We start from the raw sequence: 24,034 nt of genomic DNA on the forward strand, positions 1-24,034 counted from the left end.
TTCTCTCCTTGCTCGGCAGCTCAAATGTGCTTTTAACTTCAAAGGCCAATTCAAAACAAAACGCTATGGTTTTGATTCTGAATCTCTTTTGACGTTGAGCGTAATCAGGAATATTGCCGACGAGGATGGAGGCCGCAATGGTTAGGTGAACACTGAATGCATATCAACCGAAACCAGAGCCTATCCATCACCAAAACTAAATCACTCTCCCAGCTTTAGCGCGGGTAACTGCGCAAAAATACTCACTAGCCCCTCGCCCCAGCCCTTACGGATCATCATAAAGTAGGGGTGATCTTCGGTGATGCGATATTGCTGTTCGGTACTGAAACTATCGAGTGAATAGATCATCACATCTAGCGGTAAACCGACGGATAAATTACTGCGCAAGGTTGAGTCCATCGAGATCAACGCGCACTGCATGGCCTGATCCAACGTGGTGTGGTAATTCAACACCCGATCAATAATCGGTTTGCCGTACTTACTTTCGCCAATTTGAAAATAGGGCGTGTCCTGCGTGGCTTCAATAAAGTTACCCTGCGGATAAATATGAAACAGCCGCAGTCCTTCACCTTTAATTTGCCCGCCTAACAACAGGTTACAGTTAAAATCGGTTCCGCCGCTGTTTTGCTGCGCACCGCTGTCTCGGTTAATCACCTCGCGCACCGTCTCACCCAGAAGTGTTGCGGCCTCATACATCGAGCGCACATTCAGCAGGTTAGTTTGTTCCGGGTCCAGACAGCGGCGTTGCAGCAAACTGACAATACTCTGTGTGGTTGCCAGATTCCCCGCACTTTGCACCACCAGCGTTCGTTCACCCTCTTGCTGAAACAGGTGTAATTTGCGAAAAGTGGAAATATGATCCACCCCGGCATTGGTACGGGAGTCAGAGGCAAACACTAACCCGGATGACAGCCGCATGGCCACACAGTAGGTCATAACACAGTATCCTTAGAGCCTTATCTCATTAGGGCTATTTTATTTGTCAGAAACGCGGGTTATTGCGACATATCGCGGTGCGGATTAGATAACATATGCACGGCTGCGATGGTCTGCATATCTTCATAACCACCACCACGGCGAATACCCCGCACTGGGCAGGCATCCAGATAATCAATGCCTACCGCCAGTTTCAAATGCTGGTTCGGTTGGCAGGTATTATTGGTGACATCAAAACTCTGCCAATACCCATTCAGCCACACTTCTGCCCATGCATGGGTCGCGACATGACTGGAGGATTCTGTATAAAGATAGCCGCTCACATAGCGTGCCGGAATATTTAAACTCCGGCAACAGGCGAGAAAGACGTGGGTGTGATCCTGACACACCCCTTGTTCGGCGGCAAAAGCTTGTGCTGCACTGTCCTGCACCGTGGTGGTGCCGGGGCTATAGGGCATTTTTGCCAGCAATTCTCCCATCATTTGCGTCAGGCAGTCTAATTGTGCATCGGCATGGGTAACCCCCTGACAATAACTTGAAGCAAACTGGCGAATGGCGGCATCCGGCTGAGTCAATGGGCTGTGGCGAAGAAAGACCAGTGGAGAGAGGTGGTCGCCGCTGTCATCTTCTACATTGTCCGCAATTTCTACCACGCCCTGAGCTTGAATGGTGATGGCCTGATGAGGTTTATCCAATGTGAGTACATGTAGCACATTACCAAAGGCATCCGTGGTACAAATGGCCTCTTCCGGTAAGGTCAGTTGCCAGGATAAAATGCGCTGGTGGGCCGAATCCTGTGGGGTCAGGCGCAGATACTGGGTGCTGTGTTGCACCTGTTGTGCATAGGTGTAATGGGTACTGTGATCGACATTCAGTCTCATTGGACCTCCAGATAGGTTTGGCGGATGCTGTCAGCGATAGCGTTGATCTTGCCTAAAAAATCCATCAGATAGCTGTGTAATCCGTCGGCCATCACATCCGTAATGCTGCTAAATCGCAGCTCAGCAAGCAAAATATTGACCAGCCGCCGAGGTTGGTTGCTACGATTGCCACCAATCAACGCCAACTGCTGTTCCATATCGTTAATGCAAGCCAGCAGCGAACGCGGGATCTCATTGCGTAAAATCAGTAACTCAGCAATCGCCTCCCGACTCAGTTGCTGCTTATATAAACTGTGGTATGCCTCCCGAGCACTGACGGCGCGTAATAAGGTGTCCATCCGGTAGTATTCGCGTACCGGGTCATCGTCGCTATCCAGTAATTGGTTTTTCACATCCAATAGGCGCGCGGTGCTGTCAGCCCGTTCAATCAAGGTACCCAATCGAATAAAATACAGTGCATCACTGCGCAGCAAGGTGCCATATACCGCACCGCGAAATAGATGTGAGCGCTCCTTAACCCAATCAAAAAAGGCATCAATTCCGGTAGCGCTGATACCTTGGCGGCGTAGCTGTTTCATCTCAATCCAGGTGGCATTGATACTTTCCCAAACCTCGGACGATAAGCTGCCGCGTACTGCATGGGCATTGTTCCACGCCATCTGCAAACAACTAAAAATACTGCTGGGGTTGTTGCTGTCGAGCACGAAGAAATTCAACAGGTGGGTCATCGAGACCTGCGGATAGTGCTCGATAAACAGTGTCTGGGTGTTGCTCAGGCTGAGTGGCACCAGTAGATCAAAATTCACCCGATTGCTGGTTGGCATCATCGATAACCGGTTGGTGACATCCAGCACCCTGGTGATGTTTTCTGCCCGCTCCAGATAGCGGGCCATCCAATAAAGCTCACTGGCTGTTCGGCTTAGCATGCATCGTCCTCCAATACCCAGGTATCCTTGGTTCCGCCACCTTGCGAAGAGTTAACGACCAACGACCCTTCTGCCAGTGCGACTCGGGTTAAGCCCCCAGGCACTAAACGAATTTCTGCACCACACAGGGCAAAAGGACGTAAATCAATATGGCGCGGTGCAAGTCCGCTATTCACAAAGGTCGGGCAGGTAGAAAGGGCGAGGGTTTCTTGTGCGATGTAATTTTGTGGTCGCGCCAAGAGTAATTGGCGGAATTGGGCTATTTCAGCTTGTGTCGCCGCAGGGCCAATCAACATGCCATATCCCCCGGCGCCATGAACTTCTTTCACTACCATCTGATCCAGATTAGCTAATACATATGAAAGATCAGTGGGTTGACGGCATTGCCAGGTGGGAACATTCGCCAGAATAGGTTCTTCGGAAAGATAAAAACGAATCATTTCAGGGACATAAGGATAGATGGATTTATCATCGGCGACGCCAGTACCAATCGCATTAGCCAATACCACCCCACCTGCGCGATATACCGACAGTAGTCCGGGGACACCGAGCATGGAGTCAGGGCGGAAAGCCAGCGGATCGAGGAAGGCATCATCCACCCGCCGGTAGACAACATCGACTTTGCAGGGGCCTGCGGTAGTTCGCATAAATACTGCCCCTTCTTTGACAAATAAGTCAGCACTTTCAACCAGTTCAACCCCCATCTGTTGAGCCAAAAAACTGTGTTCAAAATAGGCACTGTTAAAGCGCCCCGGGGTTAGCACCACGACGGTGGGGTCGTTGACCGGTGTGCTTTCGCGCAGCGTTTGTAACAGGTGAGAAGGGTAGCGCTCAACAGGTGCGATGCGTTGTTGTGCAAACAACTCCGGGTAGAGCCGCATCATCATTTTACGGTTTTCCAGCATATACGAGACGCCGGACGGGGTACGCAGGTTATCTTCCAGCACGTAATAGAGACCATCGTTGTTGCGGACCATATCCACACCGATGATATGTGCATAAGTATCACGGTGCAGGTTAACCCCTTGCATACAGGGCTGATATTGGTCATTCGCCAGCACTTGTTCGGCCGGAATAATGCCCGCTTTCAGGATATGTTGTTCATGGTAAATATCATGTAAGAACGCATTCAACGCTTGTACGCGCTGGCGAATGCCGCGATCCAGCATTTGCCATTCGCTGGCGGGAATAATGCGTGGCACGCTATCGAACGGTATTAATCGCTCTGCGCCATCATCGTCACCATACACATTAAAGGTAATGCCTACCCGGTGAAATAGCAGTGCAGCTTCTTCACGCTTACGCGCAATGGTTAGCTGATCGGCCTGTTGTAACCATTGCCAATAGGCATCGTAATGGCCTCGGTGTTGGCCCTCAGCCAGTAACATTTCATCGAAAAATCGTGATACGGAAAGGTCGATGTTCAGCATTATCACCTCGCTAACAGAACAGGCTGTATTGGTGATCACGCATAAACTGTGCCAGCTCGTAAAACAGGCAAAATAAAGGGGATTAGAGCGATTTCAGCCCTATTAGGGTGCAATTAGTGAGTGTAGTGCATTATTACCGAGCAGAAAGTTGCCACATCATGATCATGATGATCTGCAATAGCGCATTGTGAAAGGCACAGAGAAAATATTAGCAGGATAACAATAAAAAACGGCTGGTAATCACCAGCCGTAGACGCAATGACATCAGAATTAACGACGTACCGCGATAGCTTCGATTTCGATCTTCACATCTTTTGGCAGACGCGCAACTTCAACACATGAACGCGCAGGGAATGGCGCATTGTGTTCAGTAAAGAAAGCTTCGTAAGTGGCATTAACTGTGGTGAAGTCATTCAGATCTTTCACAAATACAGTGGTTTTCACGATATCGGCAACTTTCAAACCCGCTGCTTCAACGATAGCTTTTACATTCTCCAGTGACTGACGCGTCTGTGCTGATACATCATCGGCGACCAAACCTGTTTTTGGATCAACAGGGATCTGGCCTGACGTGAGGATCATACTACCCAGATCGACACCTTGAACATAAGGGCCGATGGCGGCAGGGGCGAGCTCAGTGCTGATATTGCGTGACATGTTGACTCCTGGTTACGTAATGCGGAAGGAACCCGTCATCTTTCATGTTGCTGGTATATTGGCTGCGCTCATCGGGACTATAAGCCTCATCCTACGGGCCAGCGTTTGCCGCTTTCCTGCACCATGAAATCTATTGGGTTTAATTATTTCTATATTATAAAGATGGGGTGGGTTACGGCAACCCACGCGAATCAAATTTGCGATGTTGCATTGCTGCGAATATTGCCACTATTGTAAATATTAACGGGCAGCAATATTCGCTTAAGCCGAGCATTAATCCGCTTGCAGCACTTAATCCGCTTGCAGCACTACCTGGTGATCAAACTCTTTCTCGCAATATTTACATTTAAGGTGGATTTCACCTTGTTGTGCTTTTACTTTAAAGCTGGAGTCGACTGGCTCATTGTGGCTGATGCAGTTACTGTTTGGGCAAGTGAGAACGCCATCGATCTGCTCTGGCAGGCTTAGGGTCAGTTTCTTCACCACTTCGTAGTTATCGATGCGGTTAACGGTAGCATCCGGTGCATACATCGCCAGTTGGTTGGCTTGTTGCTCTGTCAGGAAGGTATTTTCTATTTTAATCAAATCCTTACGACCTGACCGTTTAGACGGTAGATTCAATCCAATAGTAATACGTTGATCAGTGGCGGTCAGTTTGAACAGCGACAACAATTTAAAGCCGATTTGTGCCGGAATATGGTCAATCACAGTGCCACATTTAATCGCTTCAACCTGTAGTTTGTAATCCTGAGTCATGTTCAATCCCCCTTAAAGAGCCAATTCTGCGTTTAAAACCAGTGCCAGCAGTGCCTGACGTGCGAAAATCCCGTTACCTGCCTGTTGGAAATAGTAGGCATAAGGGGTCTTATCGACATCGGTGGTTATTTCATCAATTCTTGGCAGCGGGTGTAGCACTTTGAGATTCTCTTTCGCGCCATTCAAATCAGCCGCCCGCAAGATAAACTGTGCTTTGACATTGGCATACTCTGACGGGTCAAGGCGCTCTTTTTGCACCCGGGTCATGTAGAGAATATCCAGTTCTGGCACCACTTCTTCAATGCTTTCGTGCAGGCTGTATTCGATACCTTTTTCTGCCAGCATTTGCAGAATATAAGCAGGCATTGCCAGAGCATCCGGGGCGATAAAGAAGAAGCGGTTGCCGGTGAATTTGGCTAGCGCCTGCGTGAGTGAGTGCACGGTACGGCCATATTTCAGGTCGCCGACCATGGCGATATTGATGTTATCCAGCCGGCCTTGGGTTTCCTGGATGGTGAACAGATCGAGCAGCGTTTGCGTCGGGTGCTGGTTTGCACCGTCACCGGCATTAACTACCGGTACATTCCCCGAGAACTGAGCGGCCAGACGGGCGGCCCCTTCTTGTGGGTGACGCATGACAATGGCATCCACATAGGTACTGATGACTGACATAGTATCTGCCAGTGTCTCGCCTTTTTTGCCAAGGGAGGTATTACTGCTATCAGAAAAACCGACCACTGAGGCACCTAAACGGTGTATGGAGGTTTCAAATGACAAACGAGTGCGGGTCGAGGCTTCGAAAAAGCAACTGGCGATCACTTTGTGTTTTAGCAACTCAGGTTGCGGACTACTTTTCAGGCTGGCGGCGGTACGCAGCACCAACTCCAGTTCGTCGCGACATAAATCGTTAATTGAGATGATATGTTTGTGATACAACGTGTTGGCCATTTTTCGCTCTCCTCTATGACCCGTTATACTTCCAGCTGCATGTGTGTTGGCTGCTTTCGCTCACCCCGGTGACTTACTTGTCGTTGACCTTAAAATAAATAAGCTCCTGGGGATTTACTCAATTGCCGCCTTCCTGCAACTCGAATTATTTAGGGTATATATTTTAATTGGTGATAATGCTTAATTCGGCACCGATCAGCAGACAAAAAAAAGCCCCTCAACGAGGGGCCTTACGGGATCGGTTTAGCAACGGGAGAAAGAACGGCAGTTGGCTGCCTGTTGGCAGGCAATTTTGTCGACCATCGAGAGGGTCATTTTCAACAAAACGCACTTGGCTTTCCATCATATCTCCCGGCAAATTGTGGCGAATTATACTCGCGTGTGGTTTCTCTGCAAGGGGTAAAAGCCGCATTTTTGCGATTAGCAAACGATTACTCATCAGGATTGGTTTCAATTATCTGATGATTAACGCCAATGGCCGCCCTCTGGATGGCATTATCACCGGAGGGAATACAACCTGATTTTGTCGCCCGCTATTCAAGTGATTTGACTAGCTTGCCAGGTAAATTACCGAGGATGAAATCATTGATGATACTGTCAAAATCCTTATCGCTCTTAAAGCCTAATGCTTTGGCATAATGTGCTGCGAAATCCCCAGGCCAAGAGCTTACGATTTTCTCAATTAAGGGATCTTGCTGAATCTTAATGTGATCAGCGACAGCGTCACCTGCAATACGCCGCAATGCATCAATCATTTGCTGTACGGTAATAGATAGCCCAGGCAAATTAATCACCCGCCCACCCTTAAGTTGACTGGTATCCAATTGGTGACCATGGATAAGATTATTAATTGCCATCTTCGGCGATAGCAGCCATAACGGTGTTTGCAGGCTAACAGGGCAAACCACGTCAATACCTTGCAACGGCTCACGGATAATGCCGCTGGCAAAACTGGAGGCCGCGCGGTTTGGTTTTCCTGGGCGTACCACAATGGTTGGCATACGCAGGCTACGACCATCAACAAATCCCCGGCGGCTATAGTCTGCTAACAATAAATCGTTTAATGCTTTTTGCGTACCATAGGAACTCTGAGGCGACCATACCTGTTCATCCGGCACGACAGCCGGTAACTCACCGCCAAATACCGCTACTGAACTGGTGATAATCACTTTAGGGCAGTGTCCAAGCTGACGAGCGCGCTCGAGTAAACTGCGGGTAGCATCAAAATTGATCCGCATACCCAAATCAAAATCTTCTTCTGCCTGACTGGAGACAATCGCTGCCAGGTGGAAAACGGTGTCAACGTGTTGATTAAAAACGCTGGCAAGCCAGTGCGGATCAGCGATATCACCGCAAAAAACCTGTACCCGTTCATCTGTAATCGCCTCCAGAGGCACCACATCACAGGCTATAATTTTACTGATCCGACGCTGCTGACCTTGCTGGTCGGTTAGATAATCCTGTGTCAGTAAATGTTCAATCAACCGACGACCAAGAAAGCCCGCAGCTCCTGTTACCATTATGTTCATCGTCTTATCCTTTATCTGCATTGTTAGCGGTTTACTGTCTTGGCCGGGACTAAAAATACGAGCGCCGCACCAATAAATAGCATGGTGGAAATAATCAGCATTCCGGTAGTGGTGCTTTGGGTCAGGTCTTTCAGGTAGCCCATCATATAAGGTGCGACAAAGCCTGCCAGGTTGCCCCAGGAGTTAATCAGAGCGATGCCGGCTGCGGCTGCGGTTCCACCGAGGAACGCAGTTGGCAGGCTCCAAAATAGTGGCAAGGTACTCAATGCCCCCATGGCACCCAGAGTTAAGCCCATCATGGCAATAACGATGTTGTCACTGAAACTGGCGGAAATAATCATCCCGATCCCGCCCAATGTCGCGGTTAAAGCCAGATGCCAGCGCCGTTCGCGCAAACGGTCAGCACTACGTGATACTACGATCATGGTCAGAGCGGCGGCACCGTAAGGAATGGCACTTAACAAACCAATGCTCAGTACGTCTTTTACCCCACTCTCTTTGATCAGTGTCGGTAACCAGAAGCCGATAGTGTAGAAACCTGCAATCAGGCAGAAATAGATAAGCGTGAGCAACCAGACTCGGGGTTGCAGGAAAATCTCTTTCAGGCTGCTGTGGACATGATGTTGTGTGTCGTTATCAATGTTGGTCTGTAAGATCTTTTTCTCTTCGTCGGTTAGCCATTTGGCATGACTGATACGGTCAGTCAGTTTAAAAATCACCAAAATACCGATTAAAACGGATGGGATACCTTCCAGGATAAACATCCATTGCCAACCTGCAAAGCCATGGAATCCATTAAATGCGCCCATGATCCAACCCGATAACGGTGCGCCTATCACGCCGGATAATGGAACGGCGGTGGCGAATAAGGCGTACATGCGGCCACGGCGGTTAGTTGGGAACCAATAAGAAAGATAAAGAATGACGCCGGGATAGAATCCAGCCTCTGCAATTCCCAGCAAGCAACGCATTACGTAAAATGACATCGGTGTGGTGACAAAAGCCATCCCTGCCGAGATGATGCCCCAGGTGATCATAATACGCGCAATCCACAACCGTGCCCCTACGCGGTGCAGCATCAGGTTACTGGGGATTTCCAGAAAGAAGTAGGCAATAAAAAAGATCCCGGCGCCGAATCCATACACCGCCTCTGAAAATTGTAAGTCATCCGCCATCTGCAATTTGGCGAAGCCAACGTTAACCCGATCTAAATAAGCGACGACATAGCACAGCATCAGTAAGGGTAAAATATGCCACGCAGCCTTGCGATAGGCATGGTTCTCTGCGGGGACCACGTTAGGTATCACTAATTGTTCAGTGGGTGATTCAGACATGATGGAGCCTCTTATTTTAGTTATTTGCAGGGGAACAAGGTTCAGCGAAAATCCGTTTGGTTATCGCGCTGGCGTTGTACAGAAATAGAGGATGTTAATTTTAGTTATTTAATGTTTAATAAAGTTAAAAGTAAGGGTTTTTTCAGCAAGTAAATGCGATTAAACTCACAATTGTTAACAATAGGTAAAGGAGGTAATGTAATGCTTTGATTTAAAGTGGATTTAAAATTCAAATTTTCACAAAAATAAACATCAATCCAGCTAGAGCGAGTTATAAATGGAGGAACAATAGGGAATAGAGGGCAACAGGTGTGACCGGCACTGATGTAACAGGAAACTCGGTTGTATCGGCCAACAGACAAGAACACCACGATTTATCGATGCCGCTGAAAGGGAGGAGTATCTGTGCTGGTATGGGCGTCATGCTGTTGGTGGTGGCCATCAGTTAGCATCATGGGTTTTCTGGCAGTGAAAAGGGGTGGGCGCTGTATTTAATTGAAAGGACCGGGATAGCACCAAAAGGCGATAATCACGTGAATCGGTCAGCGTGAACGATGGTTAAGGGGGATAGGTGTGAAAATGTTGAATAGCAAAGGTGGTGTGCTTCAGCCATTAGTGATTGTTTGGGCACCGCTCACCTGAGCGGTGAAAATCAATCTTCATCAAAGCCGGAATTAAATAACTCAATCACTGCCGCCAGCGCCTGAATTTCATCAGGGCCGGTCGCTTCAACCTCAATCTGACGGCCTTTGGCTGAATCCAGCATCAGCAGTGCAATAACACTGCTGGCCTCAGCTTCGGTACCGCTATCGTTGCGTAACATTACTTCAGCATCAAAACTCTGAACCAGTTCGAACAATTTCATTGCGGGTCTGGCGTGCATCCCCAACTTGTTTTTGATCTCAACGGTCTGCTTGATTGTCATTATTTACGCTTTTCCAGAGTACGGTGGCGTGATTGGACATTTTTGCCGCGAGCGCGGAAATAATCGGCCAACTGTTCAGCGACATAAACCGAGCGGTGTTTACCACCAGTACAACCAATGGCAACCGTCAAATAACTGCGGTTATTGGTTTCCAGCATCGGCAGCCACTGTTCCAGATAGCTGCGGGTCTGATACACAAAGTTATGTACTTCGGTATGGCGATCCAGGAAAGAGATTACTGGCTTATCCAAACCTGTCATTGGGCGTAATTTAGGGTCCCAGTGCGGGTTTGGCAAGAAACGCACATCGAAAACATAATCGGCATCGATGGGGATACCGTGTTTAAAGCCAAAAGACTCAAACACCATCGTCAATTCGCGTTCACGTTTACCCAACAGGCGGGTACGCAGCATCTCAGCCAATTCATGCACTGACATTTCAGAGGTATCAATGATCAGATCAGCCCGTGAGCGCAGAGGCTCCAACAGGTCACTTTCTTCATCAATAGCACTTTCTAATGACAGGTTTTTGGTCGATAACGGATGCAAGCGACGGGTATCGCTATAGCGACGAATCAGGGTATTGCGATCGGCATCCAAAAACAGCAACTGTGGTGAAAAGCTGTCCGGCAGTTGAGTCATGGCATGTTCAAATACCTCAGGTGATTCAGGCATATTACGTACGTCTATGCTCACTGCGGCAGAGATATTCCTATCGGCAAGTGTACTCGCCAATTGCGGCAGCAGAACCACAGGCAAGTTATCGACACAATAAAAGCCCATATCTTCCAATGCGCGCAAAGCAACAGACTTCCCTGAACCGGAACGGCCGCTGACAATCATCAGCACCATGTGAGTAACTCCCCTTGGTATTTATCCCCGTCATCTTTCAAGTTGTAGGCGTGTTGAGCGCTTGCCCACATCTTGAAATTTATTGGGTATACATTAGAACCCTATATTCCGGCTACAAGATCCGGGCATAACGGATAAAATAGTTTCCACTTTCCCAATTACGCCGTTTCCGGTGGTAATTCAGTAATGATTTGATAAAGCTCATCATCACTTTGTGCTGCACGCAGACGCCGACACACTGTTTTATCAGCTAATCGCTTGGCCACTAAAGACAAAGTGTGTAAGTGAGTTTTACATTGATCTGCCGGAACCAACAAGGCAAATAACAGATCAACCGGTTGGTTATCAATAGCATCGAAGGCAATAGGTTGTTCCAGACGGATAAATACACCCACTGCACGCAGTGTGTCTTCTTCCAACTTGCCATGAGGTATCGCGATACCACTACCAATACCGGTGCTGCCCATACGTTCGCGGGTTAAGACAGCATCGAAAACCACCTGTGAAGGTAGGTTAAGTTGCTTGGCAGCCAACTCGCTGATAATTTCCAAAGCCCGTTTTTTACTTGAGCAATGTACGGAGCTTTTGGTGCACTCGATATTTAATACCGAGCTTAATTGCAATGCTGGATCGTTGATCATCTCATCTTTCACTTAAGCGCTGTTTTAAACCGTTTCCGGCGGGGATTCACTCCCGACGCTGGAAACGGTTATGTAGCGAGTGTAGAACCTTTATGGGTGAATATACCCTTTGTACTTGAAGCTACAGGGTTGTTCGCTATGTTTACTTACCCGAATCACTGACTTTAGTCAGTTCATCGAGATGAATAAGCCTGCTTGCAGAAATACGATTAAAATCGGTTTCTGGCCAATTTGTCATTCGTTTGCTGCCTACCTGCAACGCCATGTTCTTTGGGTATAACAGTCGCAAGGATTCTTAGTGTTGTTTCAATTTGTCTTTATGTTTGTTCAACTGGCGGGCCAGTTTATCAACCAAAATATCAATTGCGGCGTACATATCCTCCTGCTCTGAGCTTGCGTGCAACTCGCCTCCATTCACATGTACCGTTGCTTCTGCAATTTGTTTTACTTTCTCAACACTTAAAACCACATATACCTGGTTAATGCGATCAAAATATTGCTCAAGTTTGGCAAATTTAGTGGTAACAAACTCGCGTAATGCTTCGGTTATTTCGACATGATGTCCGGTAATATTGAGCTGCATAGTGTCTTCCTTCTCAGTTCAGGTCAAACCAACTGTTTACGCTGATTTGACGGCGGGATGGATAACGACTCTCGGTACTTCGCGACGGTACGCCGTGCCACCATGATGCCTTGTTCACATAATAATGTGGTCAGTTTACTGTCACTAAGAGGTTTAGCAGGATTTTCTGCTGCAACCAATTTTTTCACCAGTGCACGAATTGCAGTGGAAGAAGCTTCACCTCCGCTATCGGTATTGACGTGGCTGGAGAAGAAATATTTTAGCTCGAAAATACCCCGTGGACTGTGCAGGAACTTCTGCGTGGTCACGCGAGAGATTGTCGACTCATGCATATCCACAGCCTGGGCGATATCGGCCAGTACCATGGGTTTCATAAATTCAGGCCCATTCTCAAAAAACGCTACTTGCTGCTCTACAATACAACGCGCCACCTTCAGCAGTGTTTCATTGCGGCTTTCAAGACTTTTTATCAACCATTTTGCTTCTTGCAAATTGCTACGGATAAACTGCCCGTCACTGTCATTGCGGGTACTGCTACCCATCGCCGCATACTGCTGGTTGATTTTTAGGCGTGGAATGCTATCGGCATTCAGCTCGACCGTCCATTGATCTTTGTCTTTACGCACCAAAACATCGGGAATGACGTACTCGGACTCCCCGGTATTGATGGATTGACCCGGACGCGGATCCAGAGACTGAATCAGGCCGATCGCTTCTTTAAGTGTATCTTCTTTTAGCCGACTCAAGCGGATCATCGTACGGAAATCATGGTTACCCAGCAAATCCAGATAATCGCTAACCACCAGACGTGCTTCGGCAAGATAGGGGGTATCTTTGTCATATTGTGACAACTGTACCAACAGACATTCACGCAGGTTACGTGCCGCGACACCAATAGGATCAAAGTGTTGTATCCGCTTAAGCACCGCTTCTACTTCATCCAGTGCGACGTTCTCGTCCCCCATGCTTTCCAGAATATCTTCCAGTGGCACCGTAAGGTAACCGGTTTCATCGACCGCATCCACGATAGAGGTCGCAATGGCAACATCAGTATCAGAGAATGGGGTTAAATCCACTTGCCACATCAGGTAGTCTTGTAGCGTTTGGGTCGTTTCCCCTTGATAAACCGGCAACTCATCATCGCTATAATCATTGCCCATTCCTGATGGCGTGCCTGCGGTGTAGATCTCATCCCAGGTGGCATCAAGTGGCAACTCTTCGGGCATATCTTTTTGTTCCAGCGCCTCGCGGGTATCAAGCGATTCACTGTCTACGGTCTCTTTTGCATCTATCTCTTCATGAAGATCAGTTTGCTCAAGCAGGGGGTTACTCTCCAGCGCTAACTGAATCTCCTGCTGGAGTTCAAGTGTAGAAAGCTGCAACAAGCGAATAGCCTGTTGAAGCTGCGGAGTCATAGCCAGTTGTTGGCTGAACTTGAGTTGCAAACCTTGCTTCATAATGCGGTATCAATTTTCCTTTATAGATGAAGGAATATCCGTCATCTTTCAAATTGCAGGGGTATTGGCTGCCGGTTACCTGGCCGCACCTGCGGGCTAGCATAAATGCTGTTTAAATCGATTTATGACCGATTTTATTGTTTGCCGCCTTCCTGCACCTTGAAATCTATTGGGTATTGGAAAAAGGTCAGAGACGGAATTCTTCACCGAGGTAAACACGCTTAACTTGTTCGTCAGCCAGGATTTCCTGTGGCGTACCGTGAGCGATTAAATGACCCTGGCTTACGATATAAGCCCGCTCACAGACGTCTAACGTTTCACGCACGTTATGGTCGGTAATAAGAACGCCAAGACCACTGTCGCGTAGATGTTCAATAATTTTTTTAATATCGATAACGGAAATCGGATCAACCCCGGCAAAAGGCTCATCCAGCAGAATAAACTTAGGATTTGCCGCCAGTGCACGGGCTATTTCAACACGGCGGCGTTCACCACCGGAAAGCGATTGCCCCAAGTTGTCACGTAAATGGGTGATATGGAACTCTTCCATTAATTCATCAGCCCGTTCCTCACGCTGCTCAACAGAGAGGTCTTTACGGATCTCCAGCACCGCCATTAAGTTGTTAAATACACTCAGGCGGCGGAAAATAGAGGCTTCTTGCGGTAAATAACCAATACCGCGACGAGCGCGTTCATGGAGAGGCAAGAGGCTGATATCTTCGTCATCAATCACAATACGCCCGGCGTCACGCTGGACAATGCCGACGACCATATAAAAAGTGGTAGTTTTCCCTGCGCCGTTCGGCCCAAGCAGGCCCACTATCTCACCGGATTTCACATTGAGGCTTACGTCTTCGACCACTTTACGGCCTTTGTACGCCTTAGCCAGCTTTTCTGCGATTAATGTTGCCATAAATGATTACTTACTCTTCTTTTGGCCTGAAGCTGCTGGCCCTTTGTCTTGTAATTGGGACGGTAATAACACGGTGGTGACGCGGTTGCCTTTATCACTGAAGGCTTCCATCTGCTGTTTTTTCACCAGATAAGTGATGCGATCACCTTTGATATTACTATCAAGTTGCTCCAGATAAGCATTGCCAGTCAACACCACAAAATCATTTGCGACTTCATAACGCAGTTTCTGCCCATGGCCTTTTACGGGTTTGCCACTGTCTTGCATCTGGTAGAAAGTGACTGGATTACCATAACCTTCAATGACCATTTTGCTTTGATCACCGCCTGGGCGCGTAACCACGACTTTATCAGCTTTAATCTCAATGGTACCTTGCTTGATAACCACATTGTCGGTAAATGTGACAGTATTGGCCTCCATATCTAACGCTTGTTTAACGGAGTCAACCGTGACGGGCTGATCAGTATCACCCGTTAACGCCAGAGCGGGCAGGCTTGCGGCCAAAAGTGAACTGGCAAGCAAAAAATGACGAAGTTTATTTTTGGATTTCATAAGAGGTTTTAACCTTTTCAATCAGCTCAGCGGTTTTGTCCCGCAAGTTCCCACGCATTTTCATGCCGTTAGATGTGAATCCAACACCAAAGAGGGTAACTTCATCGTCTGAGGATACATCCTGAGTGATCAAATTAACCTGGGCGTTATCGGTTTTAATTTTTTGTAACTGTGCGTCTGGTGTCAGGCTATCAACTTCAACATGACCATACAAATACAGCATCTTATCATTGGTCAGTTTGGCGCGGTCGGCGCGCACTGTCCAAGTAGCGACTGCATTCTCCGCAAACAGAGTCATGACCGGTTTGGTAAACCAGGTTAACTCTTGAGTGCTGAAGTTTTGTACGTCTTCTGCCACCAATTTATAATTCAATTGCCCGACCGGATTGAATACCACGGTCACAGTATGCTGGCTCTGCGAAGAAGGCTCATTATCAGTGGCCACGGTTTGTGTGTCCTGCTGATTAAAGCCGGATATATTCCAGCCAATCAATGCCAAAGCAATCAGTGCCAAGGATAATGTTATCCATAGTCTTGTTTTACTCATATCGACAATCCTTTGGCACCTTCAAGTTTATCTTGAGCTAATAATATCAAATCACATATCTCGCGTACTGCACCGCGCCCGCCATGGATTCGCGTCACATAATGTGCCTTGGGAAGAAGTAACGGATGGGCATCCGCGACTGCAACAGATAACCCAACTTGTGCCATGACCGGCCAATCAATCAGGTCATCCCCAATATAAGCAACCTGCTCAGGCTGGCATGCTAATGCTACCAACAATTCGTTATAGGCCACCAGCTTATCAGATTGCCCTTGATAAAGGTGGGTAATGCCTAAGGTGTTGGCGCGGTCTTCCAGTAATTTTGCGCGACGGCCAGTAATAATGGCTACTTCAATACCTGAGGTTATCAGGCAGCGGATACCATAGCCATCACGCACGTTGAAAGCTTTCAGCTCTTCGCCCTGATTACCCATATAAATCAGGCCGTCGGACATCACACCATCGACATCACAAATCAGTAGGCGAATTTTCGCCGCACGTGACATCACAGTGTCGGCTACTGGTCCATAGCATGTGTCCTGATATACGGTGTCGCTCATTTTTCCCTTCTTACTTGACGTTGCAGCGTTGTTAGCTGCTCTCTCTCACCCGAATCACTTGACTATGCAAGCTCATCGGGATGCATTCGTTTGCAGCCTAGCTGCAACCCCAATTAATTTGGGAAACTCTTCTTACTTGACGTTGCGGCGTTGTTAGCTGTTTTATTCACCAGACAGTCCACGGTTAGACCACGCCGGCTCTCAGCATGTCATGCATATGCACCACACCCAGCAACTGATCGCCATCTGCGACCAATACGGCGGTAATATGGCGCAACTCCATCAGGTTGAGTGCATCCACAGCCAACATGGTTGGAGGGACTCGAATACCGCCACTGGTCATTACATCTGCAATTTTCGCGTTATTCAGATCGACACCCAAATCAAATATTCGGCGCAAGTCACCGTCGGTAAAGATACCTTTAATCATCATCAAATCGTCACAGATGACAGTTAAACCCAGATTCTTCCGAGTAATCTCCAGTAACGCATCGCGTAATGACGCATCGGGACTGATGTGCGGGAGCTCTGCACCAGTGTGCATGATATCGCTGATTCGCAACAGTAACTTGCGCCCCAGTGCTCCGCCTGGATGGGAGAGAGCAAAATCTTCTTGAGTGAAGCCTCGGGCCTGTAACAATGCAACTGCAAGCGCGTCCCCCATCACCAAGGTGGCTGTGGTACTGGTGGTCGGCGCCAACCCTAATGGGCAGGCCTCTTGTGGGACCTTGATGCACAAATGAATATCGGCCGCTTTACCCATGCTACTTTCAGGATTATTGCTCATGCAGATTAGCGGAATTTTTTGGCGCTTTAGAACCGGGATGAGAGCGAGGATCTCGTTAGATTCCCCTGAATTAGAGATGGCGAGCACAATATCTTGTGGCGTGACCATGCCGAGATCGCCATGACTGGCTTCACCGGGGTGGACGAAAAAGGCAGGTGTTCCCGTGCTGGCGAAGGTGGCGGCAATTTTGCAACCAATATGGCCAGATTTGCCCATCCCCATAACCACAACTTTGCCATGGCAGTTAAATATTGCATCGCAGGCTTTGGCAAAATCGTCATTAATATATTGATCGAGTTGTGCCAGTCCTTCGCGCTCAATCTGCAGCACCTGTTTTCCCGCCTGTTGAAAATCCACTCTTGGCAATGAGTTAATACCCGACGGTGAATCAGTTGCTGGCTGTAAATCATAAGAAGACATACTTGGTTCCCATTGAATGAACATGGTTATGCCACATTAAAGGGTGCAAAAAACAGCACCGCTAGATAAGCGATAAACCCACATAATAACAGAGCACCTGCCATATGACCGATGCGATGTTTACGCCCCAGGCAAAGAAGGGTAAATATCACACTGACACCGAGCATCACCCAATAGTCGCGCTGGAAAGCTTCTGGATTAATATCGCCAGGGGAGAGCAGAGCAGGTACACCTAACACAATCACAATATTAAAAATGTTCGAACCGATGATATTGCCGACCGCCATATCATCTTCCCCTTTCAGCGCGCCAGCGATAAAAGTAGCCAGTTCAGGCAAACTGGTGCCAATGGCAATAACAGTCAGCCCTATAACCAGTTCACTGACACCTGCGACCCGGGCAATGACCGTGGCATTATCGATAATCATTTTGGCCGAGAGTGGCAAGATAATGAAAGCTAACACTAACCACAAAAGAGCGACGGTATTGCTACTGTCTTGAGGCAATTCAGCCAACTGTTCGCGAGTCAGGATGTCATTGCCTTCCACATGGGCCAGACGGGCAATTTTCAGCATCAGAATAATAAACGCCGCTGCTGCTACCAGCAAAATAATACCATCTCCACGGCTGAGATGGTTATCAGCCAGCAGGAAACCACATAGCACCGTCACTACCAGCATCAACGGTAATTCACGGCGTAAAATCTCTGATCGTACTGTTAATGGGCGTATAAGGGCTGCACCACCGACAATCAGCAGTAAATTGGTAATATTAGAGCCAAGCACATTCCCAACCGCCATATCGGTTTGATTATTCAGTGCTGCAGTCACCGAAACGATCAACTCAGGTAGCGATGTGCCGATACCGACGATGGTCATCCCAATAATAAGGGGGGGGATGCCGAAAGAACGGGATAACACAGCGGCGCCATAAACTAATCGATCAGCGCCATACACTAATAAGACCAAGCCGATGATTAATAGTGTTATCGCAAGAGGCATGCAGAGTCCTTTATTAGGTATAATCCCGATCCGTTGGTAGAAGCTGACTGTTGGTAACCCATTTTCGGTGGAAAACAGCTAGCCCATGGGTAAAAACCACTAACAGCGTTTTACGCTCTTTTTTGAGTTAACCCTAATTTTGACTGTGAGTGCCAGAAAAGTAAAACTTATGGCAACTTTGGCTACGAAAAAGTGACAATAAGTTGCCAAAATACTTCCCATTGTGCTCGTTGCCGCCATTTGATGTAGCATTGGCGCTCGGATGAGTAATTAAAGGCCTAAAGGGACGAATGATAATGAAGCAATTGTCGTCGAATTTGATAGAGATCCGCGGGATGAGTTTTACCCGTGGTGAGCGTCCGATATTCGCCGATATCAACATGACGGTCCCCCGCGGCAAAGTGACTGCGATTATGGGGCCATCAGGAATTGGTAAAACCACATTGTTGCGCCTGATCGGTGGGCAACTTGTACCGGATGCAGGTGAAATCTGGTTTGATGGTGATAATATTCCGGCGCTTTCACGTCAGCGTTTGTATGATGTGCGTAAGAAAATGAGCATGCTGTTTCAATCTGGTGCGTTATTCACTGATTTGACCGTGTTTGAGAATGTGGCTTTCCCATTACGCGAACATAGCCGTTTGCCGGAGGAATTGCTGCACAGTACGGTGATGATGAAGTTGGAAGCCGTGGGGCTGCGTGGGGCGGCTAATCTGATGCCTGCCGAACTTTCCGGCGGTATGGCGCGGCGTGCTGCACTGGCAAGGGCCATTGCCCTTGATCCTGAATTGATTATGTTTGATGAGCCATTTGTGGGTCAGGACCCTATAACTATGGGGGTGCTGGTAAAACTGATTGATGAGCTGAATCATGCATTAGGCGTGACTTGTGTGGTGGTTTCCCACGATGTGCCTGAAGTCCTTAGTATTGCTGATTATGCCTATATTGTTGCCGATCAGCATGTTATTGCCGAAGGAACACCGGAACAGTTGCAAGCCAATAGCGATATGCGGGTGCGCCAGTTCCTTGATGGTATTGCCGACGGGCCGGTGCCTTTCCGTTTCCCAGCCGGTGATTATAAAACTGAGCTGTTATACCCAAAGTAATTGGAGTTGCAGGTAGGCAGTAAGCGAGCTATCCCCGATGAACTTACTCGGTTAAGTGGTTCGGGAGTTATCGTAGCTAACCCCCTGTAGCTTTAAATACGAAGGAGATAGGCTGATGGAGTATTCATGTTAGTACAGGCGTTAGCGTCTTTAGGGCGTAGGGGCATTAATGTCAGCGCATCCTTTGGTCGCGCGGGTTTAATGTTATTCAATGCCCTTGTCGGGCGGCCTGAACCGCGAAAACAATGGCCATTATTGGTTAAACAGCTCTATAGCGTCGGTGTGCAATCGCTACTGATTATCGTGGTTTCCGGTCTGTTTATCGGCATGGTTCTGGGGTTACAGGGCTTTTTGATCCTCACCACATACAGTGCTGAAGCCAGTCTTGGGATGATGGTGTCTTTATCACTGCTACGTGAGTTGGGGCCAGTGGTAACCGCACTGTTGTTCGCCGGTCGCGCCGGTTCTGCTCTAACCGCGGAGATTGGCTTGATGAAAGCCACTGAACAGATTTCCAGTTTGGAAATGATGGCAATCGACCCGCTGCGTCGAGTGGTGGCTCCCCGGTTCTGGGCAGGTCTTATCAGTATGCCATTATTAACCGCTATTTTTGTTGCCGTCGGTATCTGGGGTGGCTCTGTGGTGGGGGTTGACTGGAAAGGGATCGATGGCGGTTTCTTCTGGTCGGCGATGCAAAATGCTGTGGAGTGGCGTACCGATTTACTGAATTGCCTAATTAAGAGTCTGGTATTTGCTATTACTGTGACCTGGATTGCGCTGTTCAATGGTTATGATGCGATCCCAACATCTGAAGGGATTAGCCGGGCAACGACCCGTACCGTAGTGCATTCATCGCTGGCGGTATTGGGATTGGATTTTGTGCTGACAGCACTGATGTTTGGGAATTGAGTCGATGCAAACGAAGAAAAGTGAAGTCTGGGTAGGTTTGTTTATACTGATTGCTATTCTGGCGGTCGTATTTCTCTGCCTGAAGGTTGCGGATATCAAATCAGTAGGCAACCAGCCGACTTATCGAATTTATGCAACGTTTGACAATGTGGGTGGTCTGAAAACCAATTCGCCGGTCAAAATTGGCGGTGTTGTGGTGGGGCGGGTGGCTGACATCACGCTGGATACCAAAAACTACAGCCCACGTGTGGCGATAGATATTCAGCAACGTTATAACCATATCCCGGATACCAGCTCTTTGGCGGTACGCACTTCTGGCTTATTGGGTGAACAGTTCCTGGCACTAAATGTCGGTTTTGAAGACCCGGATATGGGCACCACTATTTTGAAAGATGGCGGTATAATTCAAGACACCAAATCTGCACTGGTGTTGGAAGATCTTATCGGCCAGTTCTTGTACAAGAGTGGCGGGGATGGTAATTCTGATGCGCCAGCAAGTGAGCCAGTAGCCCCAACGGCAGCGGCGCCCACTCCGACAGATAACGGCAGCTTACCTGCAACTCAACATCCTTAAGAGGGTCTCTGAATGTTTAAACGTTTACTTATGGTTGCGTTGCTGGTGGTAGCACCACTGGCGAATGCTGTCGATCAAACTAATCCATACCGAATGATGGATGAAGCCGCGCAAAGAACATTCACGCGCTTAAAAACCGAACAACCTAAGATCAAACAGAACCCAGACTATTTGCGCACCATCGTACGTGGAGAACTGTTGCCATTTGTCCAGATCAAATACGCCGGTGCGTTAGTCCTGGGTAGCTATTATAAAGCGGCGACCCCTGCGCAGCGCGAAGCGTACTTCAATGCGTTCAGTCAATATCTGGAACAGGCTTACGGTCAGGCATTGGCGCTGTACCACGGCCAAACTTACGATGTTGCACCAGACCAACCACTGGGTGATGCCAATATTGTTGCTATTCGCGTGACTATTCTTGATCCAAATGGCCGACCACCTGTGCGTTTAGATTTTCAATGGCGTAAAAATAGCCAAACCGGTAACTGGCAGGCGTATGACATGATAGCCGAAGGGGTTAGCATGATTAGTACTAAGCAAAATGAGTGGGCTTCTATCCTGCGTCAGCAAGGGGTTGATGGCCTGACTAAGCAGTTGTTGATCGCCGCGAAACAGCCAATTACGTTAGATAAGCAATAATTATGGTAGATAAATTGAGCTGGCAGTCACAGCAAGAAACGCTGGCGCTGCGAGGTGAATTAGATCGTGAAACACTGTTACCACTTTGGCAGCAGCGTGAGGCGTTATTGGCGGGTAAGACTCATATTGATGTCAGCCAATTACAGCGTGTCGACTCATCCGGTCTGGCATTGCTGGTGCACTTTCGCGAACTGCATTCTCTTCATGAACCGGCAGGCAAACAAAGTGTCTCATTAACGATTACTGGTGTCAGTGATCGGTTGTCTACTCTAATTGAGCTGTACAACCTCCAGCACATCATTCCGGTAGAAATGGCTCGTTAGTTAAGTTCGCGGCTTTCTGTGTCGTCTATACCAAAAGCTATACCCAGGTAAGAAGGGTATAAAAGCCAAAGATATTCAAAGGCCCCTGTGCGTAACAACGAAACAGGGGCTTTTCTTTAGTTTCGGAGCTCGCCGTATTCCACTAATATGTTTGGCTGGCTATGCTTCACTTAAAAATAACGATCCTCTTAAAATAGAATGAATCTTATGGATACTAACGAAATTAAAGACGTGCTGATGCAAGCATTAGCATTACAAGAAGCGCATGTTACCGGTGATGGCAGCCACTTTCAGGTGATTGCTGTCGGTGAGTTATTTGCCGATATGAGCCGGGTGAAAAAACAGCAGGCTGTGTATGCGCCTTTGATGGAATATATCGCTGATAACCGTATTCATGCCTTATCAATTAAGGCCTATACGCCGCAAGAGTGGCAACGGGATCGCAAACTAAACGGCTTTTAATGCTGTTGGCCCGGGAGCTGTTTAACGAAGCGTCGACAGTTCTAAGGCGGGCAGTAAATTCGAATTGACAACAGAGAGTGGTCACAATGGATAAATTTCGTGTGCAGGGGCGGACTCGCCTAAGCGGTGAAGTCACTATTTCAGGAGCGAAAAACGCCGCATTGCCAATAATGTTTGCTGCATTGCTGGCTGAAGAACCAGTAGAGTTGCAAAATGTCCCACAGCTAAAAGACATTGATACCACCATTAAGCTGCTCAGCCAATTAGGCACAAAAATTGAGCGTAATGACTCTGGTTCAGTTTTTGTTGATGCCAGCGGCGTGGATGAGTTTTGCGCTCCTTATGATTTAGTCAAAACCATGCGTGCCTCTATTTGGGCGTTGGGGCCACTGGTTGCCCGTTTTGGCAAAGGCCAGGTTTCTTTACCCGGCGGCTGCGCTATCGGTGCGCGTCCGGTTGATTTGCATATTTCCGGTTTGGAACAACTGGGTGCTGAAATCAAGCTGGAAGAGGGCTATGTTAAAGCGTCCGTCGATGGCCGCCTGAAAGGCGCGCATATCGTCATGGATAAAGTCAGCGTTGGCGCGACTGTTACCATTATGAGTGCTGCCACATTAGCTGAAGGCACCACCGTAATTGAGAATGCGGCCCGTGAGCCAGAAATTGTCGATACGGCTAATTTCCTCAATACGCTGGGTGCGAAAATCAGTGGTGCAGGTACTGACAGAATTACCATCGAGGGCGTTGCTCGCTTGGGTGGTGGTGTTTATCGTGTGCTGCCTGATCGCATTGAAACCGGTACTTTCCTGGTTGCTGCGGCCATCTCTGGTGGTAAGGTTGTGTGCCGTCAAACTCGGCCTGATACGCTGGATGCGGTATTGGCTAAACTGCGTGAAGCGGGTGCTGATATTGAGATTGGCGACGACTGGATAAGCCTTGATATGCACGGGCAGCGTCCGAAAGCGGTTACGCTACGCACTGCGCCGCACCCTGGTTTTCCAACCGATATGCAGGCTCAATTCAGCTTATTGAATTTGGTGGCGGAAGGAACCGGTGTTATCACTGAGACCATTTTTGAGAACCGCTTCATGCATGTGCCTGAGCTTATTCGGATGGGCGCACATGCAGAAATCGAGAGCAATACCGTGATTTGTTATGGTGTTGAGCAACTATCAGGTGCCCAGGTGATGGCCACTGATTTGCGTGCTTCAGCCAGTTTGGTATTAGCGGGCTGTATTGCTGACGGGGTAACTATCGTTGATCGTATTTATCATATCGACCGTGGCTACGAGCGTATCGAAGATAAATTGCGTGCCTTGGGTGCCAAGATTGAGCGTATAAAAGGCGAATAAACCCGCTAAAACGCAAGAAAAACAGATGCCAGCCG

The 24,034-nt window shown here is 48.2% G+C and carries 28 protein-coding genes; 7 read left to right on the plus strand and 21 right to left on the minus strand.

The window, feature by feature from the left end:
- Positions 1–201: 201 nt before the first annotated feature.
- From V2A84_RS21370 to V2A84_RS21470, 21 genes are all read right to left on the minus strand, one after another.
- The gene (locus V2A84_RS21370) at positions 202–936 is read right to left on the minus strand and encodes a proteasome-type protease (RefSeq protein ID WP_083162246.1); all 735 of its coding nucleotides are present in this window, start codon (positions 934–936) and stop codon (positions 202–204) included.
- Between the two features lie 59 nt (positions 937–995).
- Entirely contained in the window at positions 996–1,817 is an 822-nt protein-coding gene (locus V2A84_RS21375; RefSeq protein ID WP_083162248.1) for a transglutaminase family protein, read from the minus strand.
- Complete coding sequence (locus V2A84_RS21380; RefSeq protein ID WP_083162250.1) at positions 1,814–2,743, minus strand: alpha-E domain-containing protein; 930 nt, start codon at positions 2,741–2,743, stop codon at positions 1,814–1,816. The genes V2A84_RS21375 and V2A84_RS21380 overlap by 4 nt, the downstream gene beginning before the upstream one ends.
- Positions 2,737–4,173, minus strand: coding sequence for a circularly permuted type 2 ATP-grasp protein (locus tag V2A84_RS21385; RefSeq protein WP_442820459.1), 1,437 nt, complete (start codon positions 4,171–4,173; stop codon positions 2,737–2,739). Before V2A84_RS21385 ends, V2A84_RS21380 begins: the two co-directional genes overlap by 7 nt.
- A 270-nt stretch (positions 4,174–4,443) precedes the next feature.
- Positions 4,444–4,830, minus strand: a complete 387-nt coding sequence (gene ridA / locus V2A84_RS21390) for a 2-iminobutanoate/2-iminopropanoate deaminase (protein WP_083162254.1) — start codon at positions 4,828–4,830, stop codon at positions 4,444–4,446.
- A gap of 291 nt (positions 4,831–5,121) precedes the next feature.
- Positions 5,122–5,586: an aspartate carbamoyltransferase regulatory subunit gene (pyrI, locus tag V2A84_RS21395; RefSeq protein ID WP_083162256.1), complete on the minus strand. Its 465-nt coding sequence runs from the start codon at positions 5,584–5,586 to the stop codon at positions 5,122–5,124.
- Positions 5,587–5,598: 12 nt separating this feature from the next.
- Positions 5,599–6,534: an aspartate carbamoyltransferase gene (gene pyrB / locus V2A84_RS21400; RefSeq protein WP_083162258.1), complete on the minus strand. Its 936-nt coding sequence runs from the start codon at positions 6,532–6,534 to the stop codon at positions 5,599–5,601.
- Between the two features lie 217 nt (positions 6,535–6,751).
- On the minus strand, positions 6,752–6,880 hold the full coding sequence (locus V2A84_RS21405) for a hypothetical protein (RefSeq protein WP_420071122.1): 129 nt from the start codon (positions 6,878–6,880) through the stop codon (positions 6,752–6,754).
- Positions 6,881–7,067: 187 nt separating this feature from the next.
- On the minus strand, positions 7,068–8,063 hold the full coding sequence (denD, locus tag V2A84_RS21410; RefSeq protein ID WP_083162260.1) for a D-erythronate dehydrogenase: 996 nt from the start codon (positions 8,061–8,063) through the stop codon (positions 7,068–7,070).
- Between the two features lie 23 nt (positions 8,064–8,086).
- The gene (locus V2A84_RS21415; RefSeq protein WP_083162262.1) at positions 8,087–9,397 is read right to left on the minus strand and encodes an MFS transporter; all 1,311 of its coding nucleotides are present in this window, start codon (positions 9,395–9,397) and stop codon (positions 8,087–8,089) included.
- 652 nt (positions 9,398–10,049) lie between these two features.
- Entirely contained in the window at positions 10,050–10,322 is a 273-nt protein-coding gene (npr, locus tag V2A84_RS21420; RefSeq protein ID WP_019212424.1) for a PTS phosphocarrier protein NPr, read from the minus strand.
- Positions 10,322–11,173 carry an RNase adapter RapZ gene (rapZ, locus tag V2A84_RS21425; protein WP_019212425.1) on the minus strand — a complete coding sequence of 284 codons (852 nt, stop codon included), beginning with the start codon at positions 11,171–11,173 and terminating at the stop codon, positions 10,322–10,324. The genes npr and rapZ overlap by 1 nt, the downstream gene beginning before the upstream one ends.
- Before the next feature lie 158 nt (positions 11,174–11,331).
- The gene (ptsN, locus tag V2A84_RS21430) at positions 11,332–11,814 is read right to left on the minus strand and encodes a PTS IIA-like nitrogen regulatory protein PtsN (RefSeq protein WP_032906970.1); all 483 of its coding nucleotides are present in this window, start codon (positions 11,812–11,814) and stop codon (positions 11,332–11,334) included.
- Positions 11,815–12,109: 295 nt separating this feature from the next.
- On the minus strand, positions 12,110–12,397 hold the full coding sequence (gene hpf, locus V2A84_RS21435) for a ribosome hibernation promoting factor (RefSeq protein ID WP_004392031.1): 288 nt from the start codon (positions 12,395–12,397) through the stop codon (positions 12,110–12,112).
- A gap of 23 nt (positions 12,398–12,420) precedes the next feature.
- Complete coding sequence (rpoN, locus tag V2A84_RS21440) at positions 12,421–13,854, minus strand: RNA polymerase factor sigma-54 (RefSeq protein ID WP_083162264.1); 1,434 nt, start codon at positions 13,852–13,854, stop codon at positions 12,421–12,423.
- A 187-nt stretch (positions 13,855–14,041) separates the two neighbouring features.
- Positions 14,042–14,767 (minus strand): LPS export ABC transporter ATP-binding protein, encoded by a 726-nt coding sequence (lptB, locus tag V2A84_RS21445; RefSeq protein ID WP_083162266.1) that lies wholly within the window; start codon positions 14,765–14,767, stop codon positions 14,042–14,044.
- Positions 14,768–14,773: 6 nt separating this feature from the next.
- The gene (lptA, locus tag V2A84_RS21450) at positions 14,774–15,319 is read right to left on the minus strand and encodes a lipopolysaccharide ABC transporter substrate-binding protein LptA (protein WP_050087620.1); all 546 of its coding nucleotides are present in this window, start codon (positions 15,317–15,319) and stop codon (positions 14,774–14,776) included.
- Complete coding sequence (gene lptC / locus V2A84_RS21455) at positions 15,303–15,866, minus strand: LPS export ABC transporter periplasmic protein LptC (RefSeq protein WP_083162268.1); 564 nt, start codon at positions 15,864–15,866, stop codon at positions 15,303–15,305. Before lptC ends, lptA begins: the two co-directional genes overlap by 17 nt.
- The gene (kdsC, locus tag V2A84_RS21460) at positions 15,863–16,426 is read right to left on the minus strand and encodes a 3-deoxy-manno-octulosonate-8-phosphatase KdsC (protein WP_083162270.1); all 564 of its coding nucleotides are present in this window, start codon (positions 16,424–16,426) and stop codon (positions 15,863–15,865) included. The genes lptC and kdsC overlap by 4 nt, the downstream gene beginning before the upstream one ends.
- Positions 16,427–16,610: 184 nt before the next feature.
- Positions 16,611–17,633, minus strand: a complete 1,023-nt coding sequence (gene kdsD / locus V2A84_RS21465) for an arabinose-5-phosphate isomerase KdsD (protein WP_227746579.1) — start codon at positions 17,631–17,633, stop codon at positions 16,611–16,613.
- 26 nt (positions 17,634–17,659) lie between these two features.
- Positions 17,660–18,634: a calcium/sodium antiporter gene (locus V2A84_RS21470; RefSeq protein WP_102970525.1), complete on the minus strand. Its 975-nt coding sequence runs from the start codon at positions 18,632–18,634 to the stop codon at positions 17,660–17,662.
- A 296-nt stretch (positions 18,635–18,930) separates the two neighbouring features.
- On the opposite strand from V2A84_RS21470, the gene mlaF reads away from it, so the two are divergent.
- From mlaF to murA, 7 genes are all read left to right on the plus strand, one after another.
- On the plus strand, positions 18,931–19,740 hold the full coding sequence (gene mlaF, locus V2A84_RS21475) for a phospholipid ABC transporter ATP-binding protein MlaF (RefSeq protein ID WP_083162272.1): 810 nt from the start codon (positions 18,931–18,933) through the stop codon (positions 19,738–19,740).
- A 126-nt stretch (positions 19,741–19,866) separates the two neighbouring features.
- The gene (gene mlaE, locus V2A84_RS21480) at positions 19,867–20,649 is read left to right on the plus strand and encodes a lipid asymmetry maintenance ABC transporter permease subunit MlaE (protein WP_083162274.1); all 783 of its coding nucleotides are present in this window, start codon (positions 19,867–19,869) and stop codon (positions 20,647–20,649) included.
- A gap of 4 nt (positions 20,650–20,653) precedes the next feature.
- Positions 20,654–21,223, plus strand: a complete 570-nt coding sequence (gene mlaD, locus V2A84_RS21485) for an outer membrane lipid asymmetry maintenance protein MlaD (RefSeq protein WP_083162276.1) — start codon at positions 20,654–20,656, stop codon at positions 21,221–21,223.
- A gap of 12 nt (positions 21,224–21,235) precedes the next feature.
- Positions 21,236–21,862: a phospholipid-binding protein MlaC gene (mlaC, locus tag V2A84_RS21490; protein ID WP_083162278.1), complete on the plus strand. Its 627-nt coding sequence runs from the start codon at positions 21,236–21,238 to the stop codon at positions 21,860–21,862.
- A gap of 2 nt (positions 21,863–21,864) precedes the next feature.
- Entirely contained in the window at positions 21,865–22,185 is a 321-nt protein-coding gene (gene mlaB, locus V2A84_RS21495; protein ID WP_442849051.1) for a lipid asymmetry maintenance protein MlaB, read from the plus strand.
- Between the two features lie 207 nt (positions 22,186–22,392).
- Positions 22,393–22,647, plus strand: coding sequence for a BolA family iron metabolism protein IbaG (gene ibaG, locus V2A84_RS21500; RefSeq protein WP_004710915.1), 255 nt, complete (start codon positions 22,393–22,395; stop codon positions 22,645–22,647).
- Between the two features lie 86 nt (positions 22,648–22,733).
- Complete coding sequence (gene murA, locus V2A84_RS21505; RefSeq protein ID WP_083162282.1) at positions 22,734–23,999, plus strand: UDP-N-acetylglucosamine 1-carboxyvinyltransferase; 1,266 nt, start codon at positions 22,734–22,736, stop codon at positions 23,997–23,999.
- The last annotated feature ends 35 nt before the right edge of the window (positions 24,000–24,034 follow it).

It is taken from the genome of Yersinia sp. 2553 StPb PI (assembly GCF_052217105.1).
Taxonomy (GTDB): domain Bacteria; phylum Pseudomonadota; class Gammaproteobacteria; order Enterobacterales; family Enterobacteriaceae; genus Yersinia; species Yersinia enterocolitica_E.